This is a genomic window from Hymenobacter roseosalivarius DSM 11622 (assembly GCF_900176135.1).
GTDB lineage: Bacteria > Bacteroidota > Bacteroidia > Cytophagales > Hymenobacteraceae > Hymenobacter > Hymenobacter roseosalivarius.
The window spans coordinates 1-20,082 of record NZ_FWWW01000039.1; the positions used below are offsets into that span (position 1 = coordinate 1).

The 20,082-nt window shown below is 56.9% G+C and carries 21 protein-coding genes and 2 pseudogenes; 10 read left to right on the forward strand and 13 right to left on the reverse strand.

The annotated features are described in order from the left end of the window. A partial coding sequence (locus B9A24_RS02460) for a tetratricopeptide repeat protein (RefSeq protein ID WP_143434720.1) occupies positions 1-791 on the reverse strand: 791 nt, incomplete at its 3' end. Between the two features lie 72 nt (positions 792-863). Then, on the reverse strand, positions 864-1,430 hold the full coding sequence (locus B9A24_RS02465; protein ID WP_234996921.1) for a sigma-70 RNA polymerase sigma factor region 4 domain-containing protein: 567 nt from the start codon (positions 1,428-1,430) through the stop codon (positions 864-866). A 153-nt stretch (positions 1,431-1,583) separates the two neighbouring features. Here B9A24_RS02465 and B9A24_RS02470 point away from each other — a divergent pair, with 153 nt between their 5' ends. From B9A24_RS02470 to rpiB, 3 genes are all read left to right on the forward strand, one after another. Beyond that, positions 1,584-2,876, forward strand: a complete 1,293-nt coding sequence (locus B9A24_RS02470; protein ID WP_084443589.1) for a serine hydroxymethyltransferase — start codon at positions 1,584-1,586, stop codon at positions 2,874-2,876. Positions 2,877-3,045: 169 nt separating this feature from the next. Further along, positions 3,046-3,915, forward strand: coding sequence for a twin-arginine translocase subunit TatC (gene tatC / locus B9A24_RS02475; protein ID WP_317044215.1), 870 nt, complete (start codon positions 3,046-3,048; stop codon positions 3,913-3,915). A 48-nt stretch (positions 3,916-3,963) separates the two neighbouring features. Next, positions 3,964-4,392: a ribose 5-phosphate isomerase B gene (gene rpiB, locus B9A24_RS02480; RefSeq protein ID WP_084443590.1), complete on the forward strand. Its 429-nt coding sequence runs from the start codon at positions 3,964-3,966 to the stop codon at positions 4,390-4,392. Here the strand turns inward: rpiB and B9A24_RS02485 are convergent, their stop codons facing one another. After that, entirely contained in the window at positions 4,393-5,805 is a 1,413-nt protein-coding gene (locus B9A24_RS02485; RefSeq protein WP_084443591.1) for a hypothetical protein, read from the reverse strand. It lies immediately after the preceding gene. Positions 5,806-6,011: 206 nt separating this feature from the next. Here B9A24_RS02485 and B9A24_RS02490 point away from each other — a divergent pair, with 206 nt between their 5' ends. From B9A24_RS02490 to B9A24_RS02515, 6 genes are all read left to right on the forward strand, one after another. Then, positions 6,012-6,440, forward strand: a complete 429-nt coding sequence (locus tag B9A24_RS02490; protein WP_084443592.1) for a ribosome-binding factor A — start codon at positions 6,012-6,014, stop codon at positions 6,438-6,440. Between the two features lie 99 nt (positions 6,441-6,539). Further along, a complete protein-coding gene (locus tag B9A24_RS02495; RefSeq protein WP_084443593.1) occupies positions 6,540-7,349 on the forward strand; it encodes a class I SAM-dependent methyltransferase in 810 nt (269 codons plus the stop codon). An 83-nt stretch (positions 7,350-7,432) separates the two neighbouring features. After that, positions 7,433-7,873: a hypothetical protein gene (locus B9A24_RS02500; protein ID WP_084443594.1), complete on the forward strand. Its 441-nt coding sequence runs from the start codon at positions 7,433-7,435 to the stop codon at positions 7,871-7,873. A 42-nt stretch (positions 7,874-7,915) separates the two neighbouring features. After that, the gene (locus tag B9A24_RS02505) at positions 7,916-9,145 is read left to right on the forward strand and encodes an FtsX-like permease family protein (protein ID WP_084443595.1); all 1,230 of its coding nucleotides are present in this window, start codon (positions 7,916-7,918) and stop codon (positions 9,143-9,145) included. A 171-nt stretch (positions 9,146-9,316) separates the two neighbouring features. After that, entirely contained in the window at positions 9,317-12,274 is a 2,958-nt protein-coding gene (locus tag B9A24_RS02510; protein ID WP_084443727.1) for a DEAD/DEAH box helicase, read from the forward strand. 144 nt (positions 12,275-12,418) lie between these two features. Continuing rightward, positions 12,419-13,027: a TlpA family protein disulfide reductase gene (locus B9A24_RS02515; RefSeq protein ID WP_200813849.1), complete on the forward strand. Its 609-nt coding sequence runs from the start codon at positions 12,419-12,421 to the stop codon at positions 13,025-13,027. Between the two features lie 47 nt (positions 13,028-13,074). Here B9A24_RS02515 and B9A24_RS02520 read toward each other — a convergent pair whose 3' ends face one another. Beyond that, positions 13,075-13,482, reverse strand: coding sequence for a BLUF domain-containing protein (locus tag B9A24_RS02520; protein WP_084443596.1), 408 nt, complete (start codon positions 13,480-13,482; stop codon positions 13,075-13,077). Positions 13,483-13,900: 418 nt separating this feature from the next. On the opposite strand from B9A24_RS02520, the gene B9A24_RS02525 reads away from it, so the two are divergent. Next, positions 13,901-14,113: a hypothetical protein gene (locus B9A24_RS02525; RefSeq protein WP_084443597.1), complete on the forward strand. Its 213-nt coding sequence runs from the start codon at positions 13,901-13,903 to the stop codon at positions 14,111-14,113. Between the two features lie 389 nt (positions 14,114-14,502). On the opposite strand, the gene B9A24_RS22220 is transcribed toward B9A24_RS02525, so the two are convergent. The 9 genes and pseudogenes from B9A24_RS22220 to B9A24_RS02560 form a co-directional block, all read right to left on the reverse strand. After that, positions 14,503-14,709, reverse strand: coding sequence for a hypothetical protein (locus tag B9A24_RS22220; protein WP_200813853.1), 207 nt, complete (start codon positions 14,707-14,709; stop codon positions 14,503-14,505). Between the two features lie 155 nt (positions 14,710-14,864). Next, positions 14,865-15,083, reverse strand: a pseudogene (locus B9A24_RS23165) (efflux RND transporter periplasmic adaptor subunit); the annotation flags it as partial. 25 nt (positions 15,084-15,108) lie between these two features. Next, positions 15,109-15,768: pseudogene (locus B9A24_RS02535) on the reverse strand (efflux RND transporter periplasmic adaptor subunit); the annotation flags it as partial. After that, the gene (locus B9A24_RS02540; RefSeq protein ID WP_234996923.1) at positions 15,761-16,261 is read right to left on the reverse strand and encodes an efflux RND transporter periplasmic adaptor subunit; all 501 of its coding nucleotides are present in this window, start codon (positions 16,259-16,261) and stop codon (positions 15,761-15,763) included. The pseudogene B9A24_RS02535 and the gene B9A24_RS02540, both read right to left, overlap by 8 nt. Before the next feature lie 44 nt (positions 16,262-16,305). Continuing rightward, positions 16,306-16,572: a hypothetical protein gene (locus B9A24_RS02545; protein ID WP_084443601.1), complete on the reverse strand. Its 267-nt coding sequence runs from the start codon at positions 16,570-16,572 to the stop codon at positions 16,306-16,308. 109 nt (positions 16,573-16,681) lie between these two features. Beyond that, positions 16,682-17,797: a flavin-containing monooxygenase gene (locus B9A24_RS02550; RefSeq protein WP_084443602.1), complete on the reverse strand. Its 1,116-nt coding sequence runs from the start codon at positions 17,795-17,797 to the stop codon at positions 16,682-16,684. A 1,002-nt stretch (positions 17,798-18,799) separates the two neighbouring features. Continuing rightward, entirely contained in the window at positions 18,800-18,928 is a 129-nt protein-coding gene (locus tag B9A24_RS22910) for a hypothetical protein (RefSeq protein ID WP_262490576.1), read from the reverse strand. A 117-nt stretch (positions 18,929-19,045) separates the two neighbouring features. After that, a complete protein-coding gene (locus tag B9A24_RS02555) occupies positions 19,046-19,420 on the reverse strand; it encodes a DUF6799 domain-containing protein (protein WP_084443603.1) in 375 nt (124 codons plus the stop codon). A 279-nt stretch (positions 19,421-19,699) separates the two neighbouring features. Beyond that, positions 19,700-19,978, reverse strand: coding sequence for a hypothetical protein (locus tag B9A24_RS02560; RefSeq protein WP_084443604.1), 279 nt, complete (start codon positions 19,976-19,978; stop codon positions 19,700-19,702). Positions 19,979-20,082: the final 104 nt, after the last annotated feature.

The following is a 20,082-nucleotide window of genomic DNA, read 5'->3' on the forward strand; positions in this document are numbered from 1 at the left end:
AGTACGTTGTCGTGTAGCACGAGTTGGGCGTCCTCCCGGTAAGGGTTGTTGGGGTCGTCGGCTACCTGGCGCAAAATAGCGCGGGCCTCAACAGGGTGCTTATTGCGCCAGTGCACCATACCCAAGTGATAGAGTGCCTTACCTGCCAGCGGAGAGCTCGACTGCTGGCTTACGCGGCGCAGATAAGAGCGGGCGGCCGTGGCTCGGTCTTGCTGGAGAAGAAAAATGCCGTTGTAATAGAGCAGTGTATCCTGGCCCACCTGGTCGGGGGAGAGGCGTTGCAAAATGCGGAGCGCGTCGGGGTAGCGGCCCGCCTGGTATTGGTGCATAGACTCGGCCAGCAAAGGCCGGCGGCTGATGCTCGGATCTTCTTCCGACAAGCCCATATCCGGCTGATAATAGCGGCTCCAGGCAGCCGGGGCGTCGTCTTCGCTGGGGCGCAGCACCAGCCAAGTACCAATGCTCACCAGAAGGACACCCATGATGGCGAGCAGCCAGCGGCGGCGGGTACGGCGGCGGGTGGTGGCCGGGCTGCGCTGTACTCTGGTCAGGGCTTGCTGGCGTTGGTCCAGACTTTGATCCAGCGCCTGAAGTTGTTCCTGCAATATTTCATGCCCCGCAGCCCAGCGCAAATCGGCCGTCAACTGCTCATACGCCTGGTGCGCCCTGAGCAGCTCAGGGTCTTCGAGCATGCGTTCCTCAAAGGCTTCCTGCTCGGTCGCTGAAAGCTGACCGTCAGCAAAGCGCTCCATATCTTCCAAATACGGGCGTAAGTCGAAGGACGACGTCATAGAAGAAGTGAAACTTTGAATCAAGGCAGCGCGGGAAGCTAGAGAAGCATGAAAAATAAGATGTGTTAGCCGCTAAACAAGAAAGGGGCCAGCATCCGGCTGGGTGTCGGTGGGGGAAGGCGTCTGGTGGTCAGCGTCGGGGGTTTGCAGCGCTACTTCGTACAGCTTGCGCAGATAAGTAGCTTTCTGAATACGAGCCACTACGGCATTAGGATAGCCCATTTTACCGGCTACTTTCTCGAAGTTATAGCCCCGAAAATAAAAGTATGTAAGCACCTGTCGGCAGTCAGCCCCCAGCACATTAAACGCCCGCAGCAAGTGCCGACGCCGGTTGGCTTCGGCCTGAGGCAAATGTTCAGCGGCGGCATTATCAAGTCGCTCGCGGGCCATATCGTAGATAAAAGCGCGCAGGTCGGGGGGCATTTTGGTCAGGCGGCCGTCGGTGGCGCGGTCATAGAATTCCAGCAATACCGCCCGCAACGTGGCATGAGCAGTGGCTGGCTCCTGCTTATAGTGCCACTTTGCCCAGCGTGCGAAATGGTCGCGGTTTTGCTCGTAAAAAGTAATCAAAGATTTCTGGTTGCCCATACGAAGCTGGGCCAGAAGTTCGGCGAGGGGCGATACCATAGAAAAGCTCACGTAGCGTAAGGCAAGTAACGAGGAACAAGCGACATGAGAAAGAAACAACTCCGGTTTGCCGACAGCTTATTAGTAAATTGCTGATATATGCTGTTGCGCATTGCCGCTGACCATGTATTTATTGCTAAATGATTCACCCCTACCTTTGAGGCTATGGAAACGACCACAACTACTCTCGCCCCCGATACCGTGCTGTTTGACCTTATCCGTCAGGAAAAAGAGCGCCAAACCCATGGTATTGAGCTCATCGCCTCCGAAAATTATGTATCGGAGCAGGTGATGCGGGCGCAAGGGTCTATCCTCACCAATAAATATGCCGAAGGCTTGCCCGGCAAGCGCTATTATGGCGGCTGCGAAATCGTGGACCAGGTAGAGCAGTTGGCCATCGACCGCGCGAAGGAGCTATTCGGCGTGGAATGGGTGAACGTGCAGCCGCACTCCGGTGCCCAGGCCAATGCCGCCGTGATGCTGGCCATCCTCAATCCCGGCGACAAAATCCTGGGCTTCGACCTGAGCCACGGGGGGCATTTGACGCACGGCTCCCCCGTCAATTTCTCGGGCAAGCTGTATAAGCCGTCCTTTTATGGCGTGGAGCCCGAAACCGGTCTCATCGATTGGGAAAAGGTAAAAGAAACCGCCCGCCGCGAGCAGCCCAAACTCATTATCTGCGGGGCATCGGCCTACTCCCGCGACTGGGATTACAAAGCCCTGCGCGAAGCCGCCGACGAAGTAGGTGCCCTGCTGCTGGCTGATATTTCGCACCCCAGTGGCTTGATTGCTAAGGGCTTGCTCAATAATCCGTTTGAGCACTGCCACATCGTAACCACTACAACTCATAAGACCCTGCGCGGCCCGCGTGGGGGGCTTATTTTGCTGGGTAAGGACTTTGAGAATCCTTTTGGCCTGAAAACGCCGAAAGGCGAGCCGCGCATGATGTCAGCGTTGCTCGACTCTGGCGTATTCCCTGGTACTCAGGGCGGGCCGCTGGAGCATGTGATTGGTGGTAAGGCGGTTGCCTTCGGCGAAGCCCTCACCGATACCTATGCCGATTACACCCGTCAGGTTATCCGCAACGCGCAGGCCATGGCAACGGCCTTCACCGAGCGGGGCTACCAGATCATCTCAGGCGGCACCGATAACCACATGATGTTGATTGATTTGCGCAGTAAAAACCTCACTGGCAAGCTGGCCGAGAATACCCTCATCAAAGCCGATATCACCATCAATAAAAACATGGTGCCCTTCGACGATAAGTCGCCCTTCGTGACATCGGGGATGCGCATCGGCTCGGCGGCCGTTACCACGCGCGGCCTCGTTGAAACGGACATGACGCGCATCGTGGAGCTGATTGACGATGTGCTCATACACCACGCCGACGAAGCGCACCTGAGTCGGGTGCGCGGGCAGGTAAACGAGTGGATGCGGGCTTTTCCATTGTTTGCGTAGTCCAAAGTCAGAAAAGGCGGGCGAACTGGCTGTGGTGAAACAGTAAAAAAGCCCCCACAGCTATTGTTTTCAGCCGACTACTACCTGACGACCCAAAAACTTCGTACGTCTGGCGCAAGCACTTCGTCGCATGTGCGCTACCTTTTTCATTTCATTAATCTAAGTATCAGTGGATCAGACTAGTATCCAAGCCGGAACGCGGCCGGCCGAGCATCCGGAAATGTCTTTCATCGACCATCTGGAAGCCCTGCGCTGGCATATCATTCGCGCCGCTATTGCGATCGTAGTGTTCACGATTGGGGCTTTCTTAGCGAAAGATTTTCTCTTTCACGACCTGATTCTGGGGCCTTCGCGCCCCGATTTCTGGACGTACCGCATGTTTTGTGAGTTTGGGAAGCTTATAAATGCTCCCAACCTCTGCGTGGACCCTGTCACGTTTGATATTCAGAACCGCCAGATGAGCGGGCAGCTGACCATGCACATCAGCAGCTCGTTTATTGTGGGGCTGGCAATGGGTTTTCCCTATACGTTTTGGGAAATATGGCGCTTTGTAAAGCCGGGTTTGTATCCACACGAGCAGGCTAACTCAAAGGGCGCGGTATTCTTCGTTTCAATTCTGTTTATTCTGGGCCTGCTGTTTGGCTACTACATTGCCGCTCCCCTGAGCATCAACTTCTTAGCCTCGTACCAGCTCGACCCCAGCATTGAGAACCAGATTGACTTGCAGAGCTACCTGAGCACGCTTACCACCATGTCGCTGTCGTGCGCTTTTGTATTTGAGCTGCCGATGATCGTGTTTTTTCTGGCCAAAGCCGGCATGATTACGCCCGAAATCATGCGCATGTACCGTAAACACGCTATTGTGGTTATCCTGGTCGTAGCGGCCATTATCACACCGCCCGATGTCTCGTCGCAGCTCATCGTTACCATCCCGATCCTGCTGCTATATGAGGTAAGCATTAATATTGCTCGCGTCGTGCGGCGCAACAGCCTCAAAAAGCTCAACGCTGATCTGGTGGCTAATAATGGCCAGAGCTAAGCGGCTTCCTTGGGTTTATCATTAACAAAATTGTAGTACCGCACCAAGATGAAAATCGCCATCGGCTCCGACCACGCCGGATTTGAGTACAAGCAGATGCTGGTCAAGTGGTTGCGGGAAGCCGGCCACGAAGTTCAGGACTTCGGTACTCACTCGCCCGCTTCCGTCGATTACCCCGATTTTGTGCATCCGTTAGCCTCGGCCATCACAGCCGATGAGTTCAAACAGGGAATTCTGGTATGCGGCAGCGCCAATGGCGTGTGTATTACCGCCAATAAGCACCGCGGCATACGTGCGGCCATTGCCTGGGAGCCTGAGTTGGCATCCCTGGCCCGCCAGCACAACGACGCGAATATTCTCTGCTTGCCCGCCCGCTTCGTAAGTGAGGAAGCCGCTCGTGAAATTGCCGAGAAGTTTCTTAGCACTGCCTTCGAAGGCGGACGCCATCAAACCCGCGTCAACAAGATTGACTACTAGCTACCTTAGCCGATACAAGCGCGGGGTGCTGGTAGGCTGGTAGCGCCCGAAGATGGCGGGGAGCTTGTAGCGCAATTCCGGTAGCAGTCCTACCTCATCGATGAGGTAGGTTGGTGGCTGGGGGGCAAAATTCTGCGCCAACCGGAAGATAGCGGCGTACTCGTTGAGGTGGCCGAAATCAGCCTGGGCTAGTCGCCAGTCGAGGTAAGGCGAGGCGAGACTGTTTTGCACATAAGGGCGCCGGTCGGGGCCGAGCACCAACAACCGTTGCCCCCGTATGGCCTTATAAGCCGGGTGTGGCTGGATAGCATAGCGGCTTTCGGCCGGAATGTTAACCAGCTGATCTAACCCGAGTACGGCGCGGTAGCGAGTTAGCAGAACGCCTTCCAACACAACCAGCAGCAGTACATCGGGCACCCAAGGGCGGGGGGCTTTTTGCCACAGAAACAATCCGAAATAAGCAAGTGGCGGCAGCGCCAGCACCAGCGTGCCGGGTGCTACGCCGCCGCCGGCCGCCATCATTAACCCCGCCGCCAGCAGCCAAACCAGCATCATCTGCCGAAACTTTACCTGAAATACCAGCCCCAACGACGTCGTGAAAGCGCGCCCCAGCGCGAGGAGCAGAACAAAGCCGGGCAGAATCAATAGCCGCAACTGTACCCATAAGGGCAGCCCATCGGTGCCGGCGACCAAGCCTTGCAGCGTGGGCCGCAAATGAAACTGCACGAAGCCGGGTAGGCTCTCAGTGTAAAGAAAAAAGGTGGCAACAACGATATACGGAAAGAAAAACCCGCACAGCAACAGCAAAAAGCTGCGGAAGGAATTGGCGGCGAAGATGATAACGGCGAAGAGCCCAACCAGCAGGAAGAGCGCGAGCGGCAGGTAGCACAGCGCGGCCAGCCCCGTTAGAAAGCCAGCCCGGAACAGGCGGCGGTTGTCGTAGCCCTCGCGGGTAGTCGGCAGCAAAGCACTCAGCGCTGTCACAATAAACGTGTGGCCAAGCAGCAGCGGCGAAAGCGTATCGACCTCAGCGGTGACGCTGGCCACGAGCAGATAAGTCAGGGCGGCTACGTAGCCCCGCTCTGGATGAACATCAGCGCGGTTGAGCACCAGGTTGAGCCGCAATGCCTGAAATAGGAGCAGGGCCAGGGCTAAGATTCGGTACAGCCACAGCGGCCGGCTGGCTACCAGGTCGAGGGTGGCGAAAACAAGGGCCGACAAGGGAGCCGTGCTGTCGTAAAGGTCGCGGTAAAGCAGGGCGCCCGCGTGCATCCGCTCCCCAATCAGCAAAGCCCGCAGTTCGGTCGCCGTAAGGGGCACGCCCAGCCAGAGCAGCGGCAGCCGAACGGCCAGCACCAGTATCAGCAGCGTGATTAAACGGGTAGAAAGCGGACTTTTAAAAAAGCGCAGCAAGGCGAAGCGTGAGCAAAAGGTTTAGTTAAAAGGCCAGCCAAAAGTACCGAGCGGAGTACTCAATCAGTTTTTGCTGCGTAAAGCTAAAACGAAAGCACGGGCAAGGCTTCATACAAGCCCGTTGTCTTCGATTCTCCCCTCGTGTTTGAAGTCTGCTACGGGAGTGTGAGCTACTGATTGCCTAAATCTTACCTTTGTCGACTCTTATGGAAAGTAAACGTCAGCAAAAATTCGCCAGCTTGTTGCAACAGGACCTGGCCGCCGTCTTTCAACGCGACCTGCCTCACCTGTTTCCAGGTTTGCCCCCCGGCATCAGCACCGTGCGCGTATCCCCCGATTTGGGCGTGGCCCGCGTGTACCTGAGCCTGCTGCTGGTGAAAGACAGTGAGGCGATGCTGCGCGACATCCGCGACAACTCTAAAGCCATCCGCCAGGCTCTTGCCAAGCGGATCCGCAAGCAGGTGCGCGTCATCCCGGAATTGAATTTCTTTCTTGATGATAGCGCCTCGTACGCTGCCCGGATGGATGAGGTAATCAACACCCTGCATATTCCGCCCGCGCCGACCCCCGACGACGAAACGGATACGCCGCCCGAGAACAAGCGCCCCAAGCTATTTGCCGACGAAGACGAGTAAAGTCCGGGATGGGTAAGCGTGAAGCGTTACGCCTCACCAAAAAAGCCCCCCAGCCCACTCCAAATTGGCAACTAACTATTCACAACAGGTAACCGAACTTTGTATTACGACCCGATTAAAAAGTCGCTGGGGGAAGTGTTTAACCGCACGCCCTGGTTGCGCCGCCTCTTCTATTATCTGCTCGATCTGCTGTTGCTGCGCACCTGGCATGTGCACCGCGAGCTGCGGCAGTGGGCTAAAGGCCGCACCGACGAGGCCCTGAATATTCTCGATGCGGGCTCGGGCTACGGACAGTACACCTACTGGCTTTCCGGCCTGAGCAAGAAATGGCAAATTCTGGCCGTGGATGTGAAAGACGAGCAGATTGCCGATTCCAACCGCTTTTTTCGCCAAATCGGTCGGGTCAACGTGCAGTTTGCAGTGCAGGATCTGGTGCTGTATCAGGAGCCAAATACGTTCGATCTGGCGTTGTCGGTGGATGTGATGGAGCATATTCTGGAAGACGTGGAAGTGTTCACGAACATTCACGCATCGCTCAAAGACGGCGGTATGCTGCTCATTTCCACGCCTTCCGACCAGGGCGGCTCCGACGTGCACGGCGACGACGAAACCAGCTTTATTGAGGAGCATGTGCGCGACGGCTACAACATCCATGAGATTCAGCAGAAGCTGCGCACGGCCGGCTTCGACCGCATTGAGGCGCAGTACAGCTACGGCGAGCCCGGCCAGATTTCGTGGCGCTTGAGCATGAAGTACCCCATTCTGCTGCTGGGCGCTTCCAAGTGGTTCTTTGTGCTGCTACCGTTCTACTACCTGGTCACGTTTCCCTTCTGCTTAATCCTGAACTGGGTTGATGCCAGCTCCAAGCACGATTCAGGCACAGGCCTCATCGTGAAAGCCTGGAAATAGCCCCCCGGCGCATCGCCTTTCCGCGAAGCAGCGTATCTTGTCTCACTTCTTTGCTTTCGCTGTCTCGTCCGCCCCGTTTTGTTATGCCTGATAAAAACGACTTCTCTGAGCTATTAGCTGAAATGCTGCTGCGCATGGATCGGCAGGATGGACACATCCAGCAGACCAACGAGATACTGCGCACCGTCGTGGATGTGCAAGGTCGGATGCTCCACCAAATGGAGCTGATCTATACCGATCAGCAGCAATTCAATAGCAAGCAGCTCCAGTTTAATGAGCGGCAGATGCAGTTTAATGAAAGACAGGAGACGTTTAATGAGCGGCAGATACAGTTTAATGAAAGACAGGAGACGTTTACTGAGCGACAGATGCAGTTTAATGAAAGGCAGGAAGAAGTAAACCTGGGCTTACTGCACGAGTTGCGGGCCATCCGGGCCGATGTGCGGGAGGTGAAAGAATTAGTGCTAAACAACCACGAAGAGCGCCTGCGCCGCTTGGAGGAATTCATGCGTCGCGCCAGTTAAATCCGTGATAAGCTCCGCTTTTATTCCCCGTTTGCGCCCCGCATGAACGTTTCGTTGCTCATCGCCCGGCGTTATTTTTCGTCCAAGAAAAAGCGCAACATCATCAGCATCATCTCCAATATCTCCATGATCGGGGTGGCGGTGGGCACGATGGCGTTGATAATCGTGCTGTCCGTGTTCAATGGGCTGGAAGATCTGGTACGCACACTTTACGGCAAATCAGACCCGGATCTGCTAATTACCGCCGTGGAAGGCAAATCTTTCCCCGTAAATAACATCCTGCTCAATCAGCTGCGCACCGCGCCGGGCGTAAGCCTGGTGACTGAGGTTATCGAGGATAATGCCCTGCTCCAGTACCACGACCGGCAGATGGTGGTGAAGATGAAGGGCGTAACGGGCAACTACTTTGCTCAAACCAATGTCGATTCGTCTATCGTGGAAGGCGACCACCGTCTGCGCCGCGGCGGCGAAGCCTACGCCCTCATCGGGGCCGGCGTGCAGCACGAGCTGAGCATTGCCCTCGACAACCGCTTTTCGCCTCTGCGACTCTTGTATCCGCGCAATACCGGCAAGCGCATGCTTTCTATGAATCCCGAGAATGCCTTTTCCGAGCAGTCTATCCTGGCGGGGGGCGTTTTTCTGATTGAGCAGCAGATCGACAACAGCTACGTGTTCGTACCCCTCGATTTTGCCCAGGAGCTGCTGCAGTACGGCGACCGGCGCACGGCGCTGGAAGTGCGCGTGGCCGAAGGCTACCCGGTAGCGGCAACGCAAGTCGATATTCAGCGCCTGATTGGCCCCAAGTTTCGGGTGCTGAACTCCGATGAGCAGCACGTAAGTCTGCTAAAGGCCATCAAAGTGGAGAAGATGTTCGTGTTCATCACTTTCGCCTTCATCCTGCTCATTGCCTCGCTCAATATCTTCTTCTCGCTGTCCATGCTGGTCATCGATAAGCGCAAAGACATTGCAATCCTGATGGCGATGGGTGCCACCAACCGCACCGTGCGCAATGTGTTCTTGCTGGAAGGTGCCATCGTCGCCTTGGTTGGCGCCGTAGTCGGGTTGGTGCTGGGCATGACCATCTGTTGGCTCCAGCAAACCTTTGGCCTGGTTTCTATGGGTATGGCTACCAGCGTCGTCGATTCTTACCCGGTGAAAATGCAATCCTCCGACATTATACTGACGAGTATTGCCATCATTGTTATCACCATTTCGGTTTCCATCCGGCCCGCGCTGAATGCCTCCCGCCTCGACGTGCGCGAAAATCTGTAACGCCGGAGCCCATATCGGAGTATGCATGCTGTAAACCCGCCGTAGTACTATAACGGCCGGGAATGTAGTCTGTACTTATCATAAGTAGTGACAGATTATATGTCGCTTTTCGCGAGAAAGGTTACTATTTGATATTTGTCATTGATTTCCACGCCGTTGCCGGCGCTGATTATGAAGGTCTCTACCTCGCAGCCTTTCCAAATTGTTTATTCGCTGCTCGAACACGAATACCTAGGTTATTTATTTGAGTCCTACGTGGTACAGCGCAATCCGCGCGGCCAGCTTACCCTTCAGCATCAAACCGTTTCGGTCAAGAACGCCCCTGAGTTTGCCGCCGGCCTCGACACCATCGATTTCGAGCTAATTGCCCTCACCGACCAGATTCAGCAGGATTGCGTTATAAAAGAGTTCTGGCCCAAAAAGACGACCCCGGCCGATTTCTTCTTTAAAATATATGACGCTGAAAAGGGCGACAAAGCCCTGCAGGAGCAAATAGCCCGCTACGTGCAGGAGCGCATGGGACAGATTCTGGTGCGTCTGGGGGGCAAATGTGTCTTCATTATGGGCAAAGACGGCGAGCCCACTTGGCGCGAAGTCAGCCTGGCCGATGAGCCCGCCTCGGTGCTTTTCCACTTTCGTCGCAACGAGGACAATACCCACTATTTCCCCACCATTCAGTATAAGGGGCAAAAGCTGGATTTCCAATTCAAAAACGCGGTAGTCGTCAGTGCCCAGCCTGCGTGGCTCCTGGTTAGCGATGTACTCTACAGCTTCCGCAATGATGTGGATGGCAAGAAGCTACAACCCTTTCTGAACAAGAAGTTTATCATCATTCCGCGGCAGGTAGAAGACAGCTATTTTCAACGCTTCGTGGCCCCGCTGGTCGAGTCGTTTGACGTGCACGCCCGCGGCTTTGATATTCGTTCCGAGCGCTACGTGGCCCGGCCCCAGCTTACCTTCTCCGATGTGCCCGGCGCACTGGTCGTAACTGAGGAGGTGCCACGCAACGGCGCGCGGAACGGACCTTTGCCCCCCAGCGCCGCACCTGCCGTGTCCTCCGGTCACATTCATTTCGATCTTTCGTTCCGCTACGGCGACCACACCGTGCCCAACAGCTTCGATAAGCGGGTGAGTGTAAAGCTGGAAAAAACCGCTGACAGCTACATTTTTCACCGCCTCATCCGCAACATCGACCACGAGGAGGCTATGATTCAGGAACTGGCCGACCGCGCCCTGGAAGTGCGCAACGGCCGCGCGGTGCTCGAAAAGGCCACTGCGTTTCGCTGGCTCCACAGCCACGCCGAAGAGTTGTCGCGGCTGGGCTTCACGGTGCAGCAAAGTACTACTTCGGGCAAAGACTACTTCATCGGCGCTATTACGGTGGAGGTAGGCATCACCGAGTCCAACGACTGGTTCGACGTGCACGGTACGGTGCGCTTTGGCGAGTTTGAAATCCCCTTCGTGAAGCTGCGTTCCTATATTCTGGGGCGCCGCCACGAGTATCGTTTGCCCAACGGCCAGATTGCTATTATTCCGGAAGAATGGTTTTCGCAGTACCTGGAGCTGTTCGCGTTTTCAGAGGAAAATGATAATGCGCTTACCCTGCGCAAGCACCATTTAGCCTTGGTCTCAGACTTGCAGAATGGCAATTTAGCTACCGTCACCATGTCGCGGAAACTGGAGAAGCTGCGGGGGTTTGAAACAGTGGAGGAACAAGCTATGCCGGTCGGTTTTCGGGGCAAATTGCGGCCCTACCAAAAGGCCGGCTACGATTGGCTGCACTTCGTGAAAGACTATGGCTTCGGCGGCTGCCTGGCCGATGACATGGGCCTCGGCAAAACCATCCAAACCTTAGCTTTGCTGCTTCAGCGCAAGGAGAGTGGCGACAGTTCTGGCTCTGCTTCGCTGCTCGTGATGCCTACTTCGTTGGTTTTCAACTGGATGAGCGAAGCCTTTAAGTTTGCGCCTAGCCTACGCCTGCTCATATATACCGGCACTTACCGCGATAAAAACGTAGAGCAGTTTTCGGATTATGACGTGGTGCTGACCAGCTATGGCATCGTGCGCCTCGATGCAGAGCTGCTCAAAACCTACAAGTTCGACTACGTGATTCTGGACGAGTCGCAGGCCATCAAAAACCCATCGTCTACCACGTCGCAGGCCGTCCGTGGGCTGCACTCCCGCCACCGCCTCATCCTGACTGGTACGCCAGTGGAGAATAGCACCATGGATCTGTGGTCGCAGATGTCGTTTATCAATCCCGGCTTGCTGGGCTCGCAGGCGTTTTTCCGCAAGGAGTTTTTAAAACCAATTGAAAAAGGCAAGGACGAGACAAAGACCCGCAAGCTCCACGCCCTTATCAAACCCTTTGTCCTGCGTCGGCATAAAGCGCAGGTAGCAAAGGAGTTGCCGGAGAAGATAGAGCACCTCAGCTACTGCTCCATGACCGATGAGCAGGCCCAGTGCTACGAGGAAACCAAGAGCTTCTACCGCAACAAGATTCTGCGCAATATTGAAGAGCACGGCACGGCCAGCACGCAGTTTATGCTGCTGCAAGGCCTGACCAAGCTGCGGCAGATTGCCAATCATCCGCGCATGGCTGACGAAACCTACGAGGCGGAATCAGGCAAGCTGCGCGAAGTAATACGCATGATCCGTAGCGTAGTGGCGGAGGGGCATAAGGTGCTGGTTTTTAGCCAGTTTGTGAAGCACTTGGATATTGTGCGTGCTTCGCTCGATGAAAAGCAAATTGAGTACGCCTACCTCGATGGCAACACGCGTGACCGGCATAAGGAAGTGGCCCGCTTCCAGGAAAACGAGGATCTGCGGGTCTTCCTTATATCACTTAAAGCGGGTGGGGTAGGCCTCAATCTTACGGCCGCTGATTACGTGTTCATCCTCGACCCGTGGTGGAACCCGGCCGTGGAAGCGCAGGCCGTTGACCGGGCCCACCGCATCGGCCAGCAACGGACGGTGTTTACCTATAAGTTTATCTCTAAAAACACCGTGGAAGAGAAGATTTTGGCTCTGCAAAACAAGAAAATCCAACTCGTCACGGACCTGATTTCGACCGACGAGACAATAATTAAGAGCCTGACGAAAAAAGATATTGAGGAGTTACTAGGGTAGGGTTTAACCGTCGTTCGTGGGCTTTTTTCTAAATTGTCTCGGCCGACAAGGCGCGTGTGGCGGTGGCAATACTATCAGGATAATACCGACAATGTAAAGCCGGCACAGATAGCCCTCGTTTCGTTGCTTCTCTATCTTTCGCCTATGAATCGTAAAAATCTGCTGCAATGGCTGCCTTTCGCCATTCTGGCCCTCGTTATGCTCACCGATCTGCGTCCTATCGTATTGGGGACCATGCAGCGTGGGTTGCTAGCCACGGGGCTATGGAAGCCGGAGCTGCCAACTTTAACTTCTGCCACCGTCACGTCAACACATATGGCTGCGCCCGCTAGTGGCGTGGTTTACCCCCACCATCTGCCGCTGATAACGCTGGGGGGCAAAAACGTTGACCTGAGTGAACTAAAGGGGAAGGTGGTATTTGTAAATCTGTGGGCTAGCTGGTGCCCGCCCTGCATCGCTGAAATGCCGGGCATTCAGGCTTTATATGAGAAGGTAGATAAGTCGAAAGTCACTTTTGTAATGATTTCGCTCGATGAAAAACCAGCAAAGGCACGGGCGCTGCTCCAGCGGCGCGGCTATACCTTCCCGGTGTATTTTCCAATTGGTCCGCTGGCGGCCCCCTTCAATTCCACCGCGATTCCCTCCACCATCATCCTCGGCCCCGATGGGCAGGTAGCCGCCCGCCACGACGGTATGGCCGAGTATGATACGCCCGAATTTAAAACCGCGCTGGAAAATTTATATGCCCAATAACTAAGTACAAGGCTTGGGTTTGCGCTTGCAAAAGCACGAGGGAATAGCTACAGCCGTTTGCTTTGCGCCACGAAAGGATCTAGGCGGACTCGCAACGACCGGGATGCAGGCTCTTCGGCCTCATCTGGCAGGCACTTTACCAGCTCGGCAAACTGCGCTGCCGCCAGCAGGTGGCCTGCCATGCCCCAGTGCGGATATTCGCGCCGTGCCCTCTGGCTGCGTGTCACGACGGTTACCTGCCGGTGTCGGTTGTCCGCTTGAATGCGGGTAAACAAGCTTTCTACTTCTTGTTGTGCTCCCTCCAGTATCTGGGCAAAGTGCTCCCCATCATAAAATAAAGCCCCCGTAACGTGATGGAGGGCATTGTTGGAGCGAGCGTGCGTAACCAAGGACTGCATAGCCTCCGCACCCAAGGGCGCTACGGCTCGGCTGACATAGATTAATTGGTAGAACATAGCGGCCCCCGCACAACAGGGCTTTGCCGCTAAACACGGCTGGGGTTGCGTTTGGGTAGCAGAAGATACAAAATTGGCGGCACTCTGGCCTCGTATAAAGTGCTTGAAAGGCTGCCTCCCTAGGAAGCTCGACGGCGGTAGGCGGCAGATAAGAAAAAACCCGGACCTTGTGTTTTACGTTGATATCTTACGGGGCATGAATTTGCCCCCCCCCCGATCAGGTTAGCAAAGCATTTTACTACCTGAACCCAGAGCTGTTGTTCTGAAAGTAGCCCGTACATAGCATAGACAACGTGTGGTGTGTTCGTGCATGGCTGCTACATCGGAGTGTGTGCCCTCAAAAGTGCTACTGCTCCGCGAAATGAAAATTAAATTGACCGTACTGACCCTTTTTGGCCAGTCTTGACGTTACCTGTTTATGTCCACTTCTGTTAAGCGCCCACGGGCGCGCAAGCCCATCGAAACTACTGGCCCCGCAATGTCGCACGCCGATCACTTGCTTTCCCTGCATACCCGCGAGCAAGGTAAAACGGTAATGTACAAGCAGGATGCCTGGGGTCATATTGAAACGCGCTTCGTACGTACCCAAAATGTGCCTGTGTGGGAAGCTAAAGGCTTCACCGTTCGCTAGTAAGCACCTTTTTTCGCCTTCGCTTCCTGATTCCACCGCGCTGAATCAGTGAAGCATTGACCAAGTAGCCCGCACTCCTAAGGTGCGGGCTTTGTCGCGTCAGGGTAGTGGTGAATGAGGCGGCCTGGAAAAGATGCACAAGCCGCCTTAAAGCAATTAAGGGTGGGTGAGAGGCATTTTTGCTTTTGCATGACTTACGCCGTTGCGGCTCCAAAAGCGTTTCAGCAGCACCTGGGGGGCTTTTTCAAGCTTCTTCCACCACTTTTGATACTTCAGCAGCTACTTAATTTCAGGCTTTTTGATAGTTGAGTTGCGTAAGTAGTAGAAGGCAAAAACAGATGCTGCGCCGTCGTACCCTTACGGGTTGCGTTTTGAAGAACCCCCGGGCGCTACATCACCATGCCGTTCATGCTGTCGGTAGCGCCCTGACGCAGGGCGTATTCACTTTGCAGCAAATTCGCCCCGGACACGACAAGCTGGTCGCTGGCCCGCACGCTTGCCGTGACGGGCACGGTCGTGGCGGTGCCTTCGCCGGTGCCTTCGCCGGTGGCGACGCGGGTGCGCCGAAAATGCCGCTCCCCGGTTTGCTTCCACACGTAGCTGGCGTCGCCGTCCTGAATAATTGCCCCCTAGGGCACCAGCAGCGCGGTTTCGGGGCCGCGACGGGGGCACTCAGCAGCACGTTGGCCTGGGCACCCGGCCGCAGGCGGCCCTGGGGATTAGCCACCTGCACGCGGGCCAGCGTGACTTGGCTGGTGCCGCGCAGCTCCGGGCTCAGAAATACCACCCGGCCCTGGGTGGTGCCCGCCTGGCCGGCCACCTGCACCGCGACCGTCTGGCCCAACGTCAGTCGGCTTACCTCGCCGGGATACAGCTGGGCTTCCACCCACACGGTGCCCAGATCGGTGAGGGTAAGCAGCGGGCTGCCTTCGGCCACGTACTGGCCCTGCACCACGTCCAGGGTCTGCACGGTGCCGGTCCGGGGGCTTGTAATACGTTACCAGTGGGTCGGGCCGGCCGCGCGCGGCCAGCTGCCGGAGCTGCCGGGTAGTCAGGCCCAGCAGGCGCAGCTTCTGGGCCGTGGCCTCGGCAAACTGCTGGTAGGCACCGCCCGATTCGCGGCCCTGGCGCAGGGCCACTAAGTACTCCTGCTGCAAGGCTTGCAGCTGCTCGCTGAACACGGCAAACAGCGGTGCGCCGCGCCGCAGCACCTGCCTGGTCTGACGCACGTACAGCTGCTCGACGCGCCCGGCCACCCGGCGGCTGACGCTGGCCGTTTGTTCCGCGTTGGCGGTTACGGTGCCGGTCAGCACATCTTGGGGTGGAGCCCCGACTGGACTTGCCCCGATGGTTCGCACCTTAATATTGCCCAGCTCAATCTGCTGCGCCGTCAGGATCAGGTCGGCTGCCCCGGCCGGCTCGTCAGCGCCCGTGCGCGCGGCTTTGGGGGGCATTTTTGCCAGATCCATGTGGCAGATGGGGCACGAACCGGGGCTGGCTTCGTGGACCTGCGGGTGCATGGGGCAGGTGTAGAATACCGGCTCCTGCCGCGCCGCACCGGCCGGGGCCGCCGGCTTGGTTTTCTGGCAAGCCCCCCAGCCCGAGCAGCAGCACGAGCAGCCATTGCCCGGCCAGGTAGAACGAAGATTATTCATTGGTAGCGGAAGATGAAGGGCTGGAAGAAGTCTGCACGAAGCTTTCACTGTCAACTAAATACTGGCCGTTGGCGGCCACGTCCTCGGTGCCGCTGAGGCCCCGGAGCACCTGCCCGCCCACGCGCTGGCCCGCCTGCACCGGCACCGGCACAAACGTGCGGCCCCGCCGCACGAAGGCCACCTGCCGGGTGCCTAGGTCTACTACTCCGGCGCGAGGCAGCCACCAGCCGGCGGCCGGCTCCGCGCCGCCCGCCGCCACCCGCCCGGTGAGGCGCGTACCGCGGCGCAGCAGCCCTCGCAGGTTGGGCAGGTACACGCGCACGGCCGCCGTACTCGCGCCGGCCCGGTACTGGGGCTCCACCAGATCCAGGCGGGCCGTGAGGGGCCGCGCCGCGCTGCCTTCGGCAATCACCTGCAAAGCCTGGCCCGACCGTAGCTGCGCCACCTGGCCCGGAGCAGGCTGAAAAATTCCCCAGACCTGCTCCGGGTTCATGACCTGAAATAAGGTCTGGCCGGCGGTTACGTAGGCTCCTTCCGTCAGGGTAAGCGCGGCCGTTTGCGGGGCGGAAGTCGGCTCATGCCCGTCATCTTGTACACGGTCAGGTAAGAGGCGCTCAGCAGGAAGTTGGCGCTATCAGGCTCCAGGTAGCGGATGCCCACGGTGATTTCCAGCGTTTCCCCGTGCTCGGGCACCCGGTTGAGTACCTGCAACTGGTAGGTAATGGGAATCTCTTCGGTGGCGACGTATTCCGGGGTGTAGTTGAAATCGGTCAGTCGGATGGCTTGCACCTGGGCGTAAGGCATGAGTCGAAGGGCAGTGACAAGCGTAAAAATGATGGCCTGCGGGAAGCCCTGCCGGTGAAGCAGGGATGCACTGAACAGCTACTCAGACCAACCGAACGGGGCGCGCTGGTTACACCGCGCCCGGCGTATGGGGCACACTGCTCACCCGGTTTATGGTGGGGGCGGAAGTAGTAGGGATCGGTACGTAGCGCAGCAAGTCCCGCGCGATGAATTCGGCGTCGCGGCCAGCCCCGCAAATCAGCGAAGAACTGCGGGCCCGCTGCCAGGGCAGGCCCATAAAGTACAGGCCCGGAACCACGCTGATGCCTTGGTAATGCAGCGGCTGCTGCTGTTCATCCAGCGCGTCGGGCACCTGCAGCCAGGTAAAATTCAGCCGGTACCCGGTGGCCCAGACGACGGCGCGGTACTGGCCCTGCGACCCATCGGTAAAAAAGATGGTTGAGCCGCTGATGCGGGCAATCAGGGGCTTCTCTTCCACCTTCCCGCGTTTTATCAGGCGGGGCAGGGCATAGCCAAAATCGGGCTCCTGCAGGCGCCGAATAAGCTGCCCGGCCCAGGAATCGGTGGCGGCGTGCAACAAGCCCAGCTTGTCGGTCCACCACACCGTGCTTTTCCCCAGAAAGGTGATGGGCCAAAACCGGGGCTTGTCTTTTTCCGATAAAGCGACGGGCCGCGAACAGGCCAGCTCGGCCGCAATCTGCGCGCCGGAGTTGCCCGCGCCCACCACCAACACGGGGCCCATAGGGAGTTGCGACGGGAGGTGGTAGTGCCGGGAATGCACCTGAAACACCGAATCCGCCAGCTGGGCCGCAACCGGTGGTATCATGGGGCTGAAGGAAGACCCCGTCGCGACCACCACCCGGTAGGCCCGGTATTCCCCGTGCGCCGTTTTCACGGTAAATACCCCATCCGCCCCGCGCGTGAGTTCGCGCACGGACGCGTTGAGCTGCACGGGCAGCTGGTGGTGGGCCACGTACTGGCGCAGGTAGGCGGCCACCTCGTTCTTGGTGGGGTAGCTTTCCGGGGGTTGCGGAAACGGGAGGCCCGGCAAGGCATCGTAACGGGCGGGCGAGAACAGGCGCAGCGAATCGTAGCGATGCACCCAGGAATTGCCCACGGCGTTGCTGGCTTCCAGTACCAGGAAGGAAACGCCGGCCCGCCGCAGGTAATACGCCGTGGCCAGCCCGGCCTGGCCGGCACCCAAAATCAAGGAGTGATACACCATACTACACGAGAGAGGTAAAAGGCCAGCCTACTCGTTTTTTCCAGAGCGGGAGGGGCATTTGCAATCAGATTTAAGAACTCCTTTCAGCTGGCCCGACGCCCGGCGCGGTAGGGGCAACTTGCGTAGCCTACAAACCAGCCACACCGCGAAAAGGGTGAGGACGACGCCGCCCACCACCATGGCCACGCAGCACATTATCATCGTTGTTTCGGACGTCCTGGGAAAAACAAAAAAGGTGGAAACAAGAATAGATTTGTTGCGACGGAGCGTTCAATAACATGCTGTACTATAGCAAATTGACAGCCTCAACGATTAACAATTTTGAAGCATCTGATGTACCTGTGCGTTTCCAGCCGCCTGACGGCTTTTGTGAATGGTGTAAACTGCCAAAACAGCAAATGTAGCGTTGCAACATGTCTAATATTCAGCCCGGGCCCCGAAGTCGGGTCCGCTAGGGTCTGGCCACAGTAGTACATGCTGTAACCCAGCCCTGGGCTAGGGTACAGTATGTACACGAACAGCAACAGGTAGCTAAGAGAGCGTTTCGCGAAGGGGGAAGATGACCTAATCAAGGCTAAGGCCATCAGGATTTTAGATTACAAAGGTACCGGGCGGTACACCCGGTTTATGCACAGAGTTCAGTCGGGGATTTGTAAGATTAGACGGGCCAAGCGGTGCTGGTAAAAGGACCAAACCGGTGAGGTACCGGGCGGTCACGCAGCAGGTAATGTGCGTCTGTGACAGGGGACCCAGCGTTATCAGGAGGCTGAGGCAGGGCTCCAACAGTCGCCAGCCCTGAGCTGCCTTTTCCTGCTTGGGAAAATGCGAGAGGACGCGCCGCAGTAAGGCGTCGAAGGCGTGGTCATCGGTCAAATCTGCAAGGAGCAGAATGTAGAGAGGAGATTGATAGGTGGAGGGCTAAGCGAATTTGGTACCAAGGCTTTGACTACGAAGGGCGATGCGCTGCATTTTTGGGATGCCTCTTGGTAACAATGGTAAACCTTACTTGCGGACTTGCTTGACCAACCAGACAATCAGGAGCACTACCAGCACCAAGCCCAGCCCCATTCCCAGCATCATGCCGATGCCCATGCCACCGCAGCAGCCGTTCATTCCCATTCCTCGCATCATACAATTAAGTGTTTAGCTAACAGGGGTTACAGAAAATGAGACTGGGTAGCTCCAGCACCGGACGCTACGGCTGGAGCTACCCAGTTTCACACTAGATACTGGTAGAAAATGAGGCACTTACATTTTCATGTTGCCCATCTTGCCGCCCTTCATCATTTTGCCGCCTTTCTGCGAGTGCATCGACATCTTGCCGTCCATCATCATGCACTGGCCGTCCTTCATGGTCATCTTGGTGCCGTCCTTCATCATGCACGTGCCGTCGGTCATGCACATGCTGCCGTCGCTCATGGTCATGTTCTCGGTCATGGCCGTCATTTTGCCGCCCTTCATCATCATCATTTTACCGTCCTTCATCATGCAACAGTCGTGCGACATTTTGCCCATGGACTTGCCGGCCTTGGCGGTTTTGGCCTTAGGAGCCGTCTGGGCAGTGGCGACGGTGGTGAATCCAGTGAACAGGAGCACGGAGAGGAGATAGGCGAACTTTTTCATGGTGGATAAGCGAAAGGGTTGAAAAAAGTGGTGAGGGATAAATTCCCGCTTGAGTTACGGGTTAAGCAGCGGTTGGGATTGGTATAATTCCCGCCGTATTGCGGTAAGATTCGGGCGTGGGCCTTATTCCGGCTGCCGGCGGTAATCCGTGGAAGATGCCCCGTTCACGAGCCGAAACTGCCGCGTCAAATGCCCCGGGCGGCCGTGGTGCCAAAATTGGTTAATACAACCGCAATGCCGGCAGCAACGGCGCCCGAAAGTAATTAGTCTGGCAATGCTTTACTCCTCGTTATTACGGGACTTATCGAGTAGGGTCAGGTGGTTGCTGGCCGGGTCCACCAGGGTGATACTTCCCGGGCGCGTTTCCACCACCCGTCCCTGGTTTTCGCCTGGAACCAACGGACGGTGGAGAAAGCGCTGCTGGGCCGCCGTCACCGATTCGACCAGCAGGACCTGCGGGGCCGGCGCGCCTTGCTCGGAAAAAAGGAGTACGTCGCCGTCTTCCAGGTAGAACCCCAGGTCTTGGCCCGGTATTTTGTCGGGGGCCCGGCCCAGCACGTCGGCGTACTAGCGTAGGGAAATCAGCAGGTCAGCTGCGTGCACCAGGGTGGAAGTAGCCATAAGGAAGGAGAAATTAACAACGCTTTTATCACCTGCCGCGA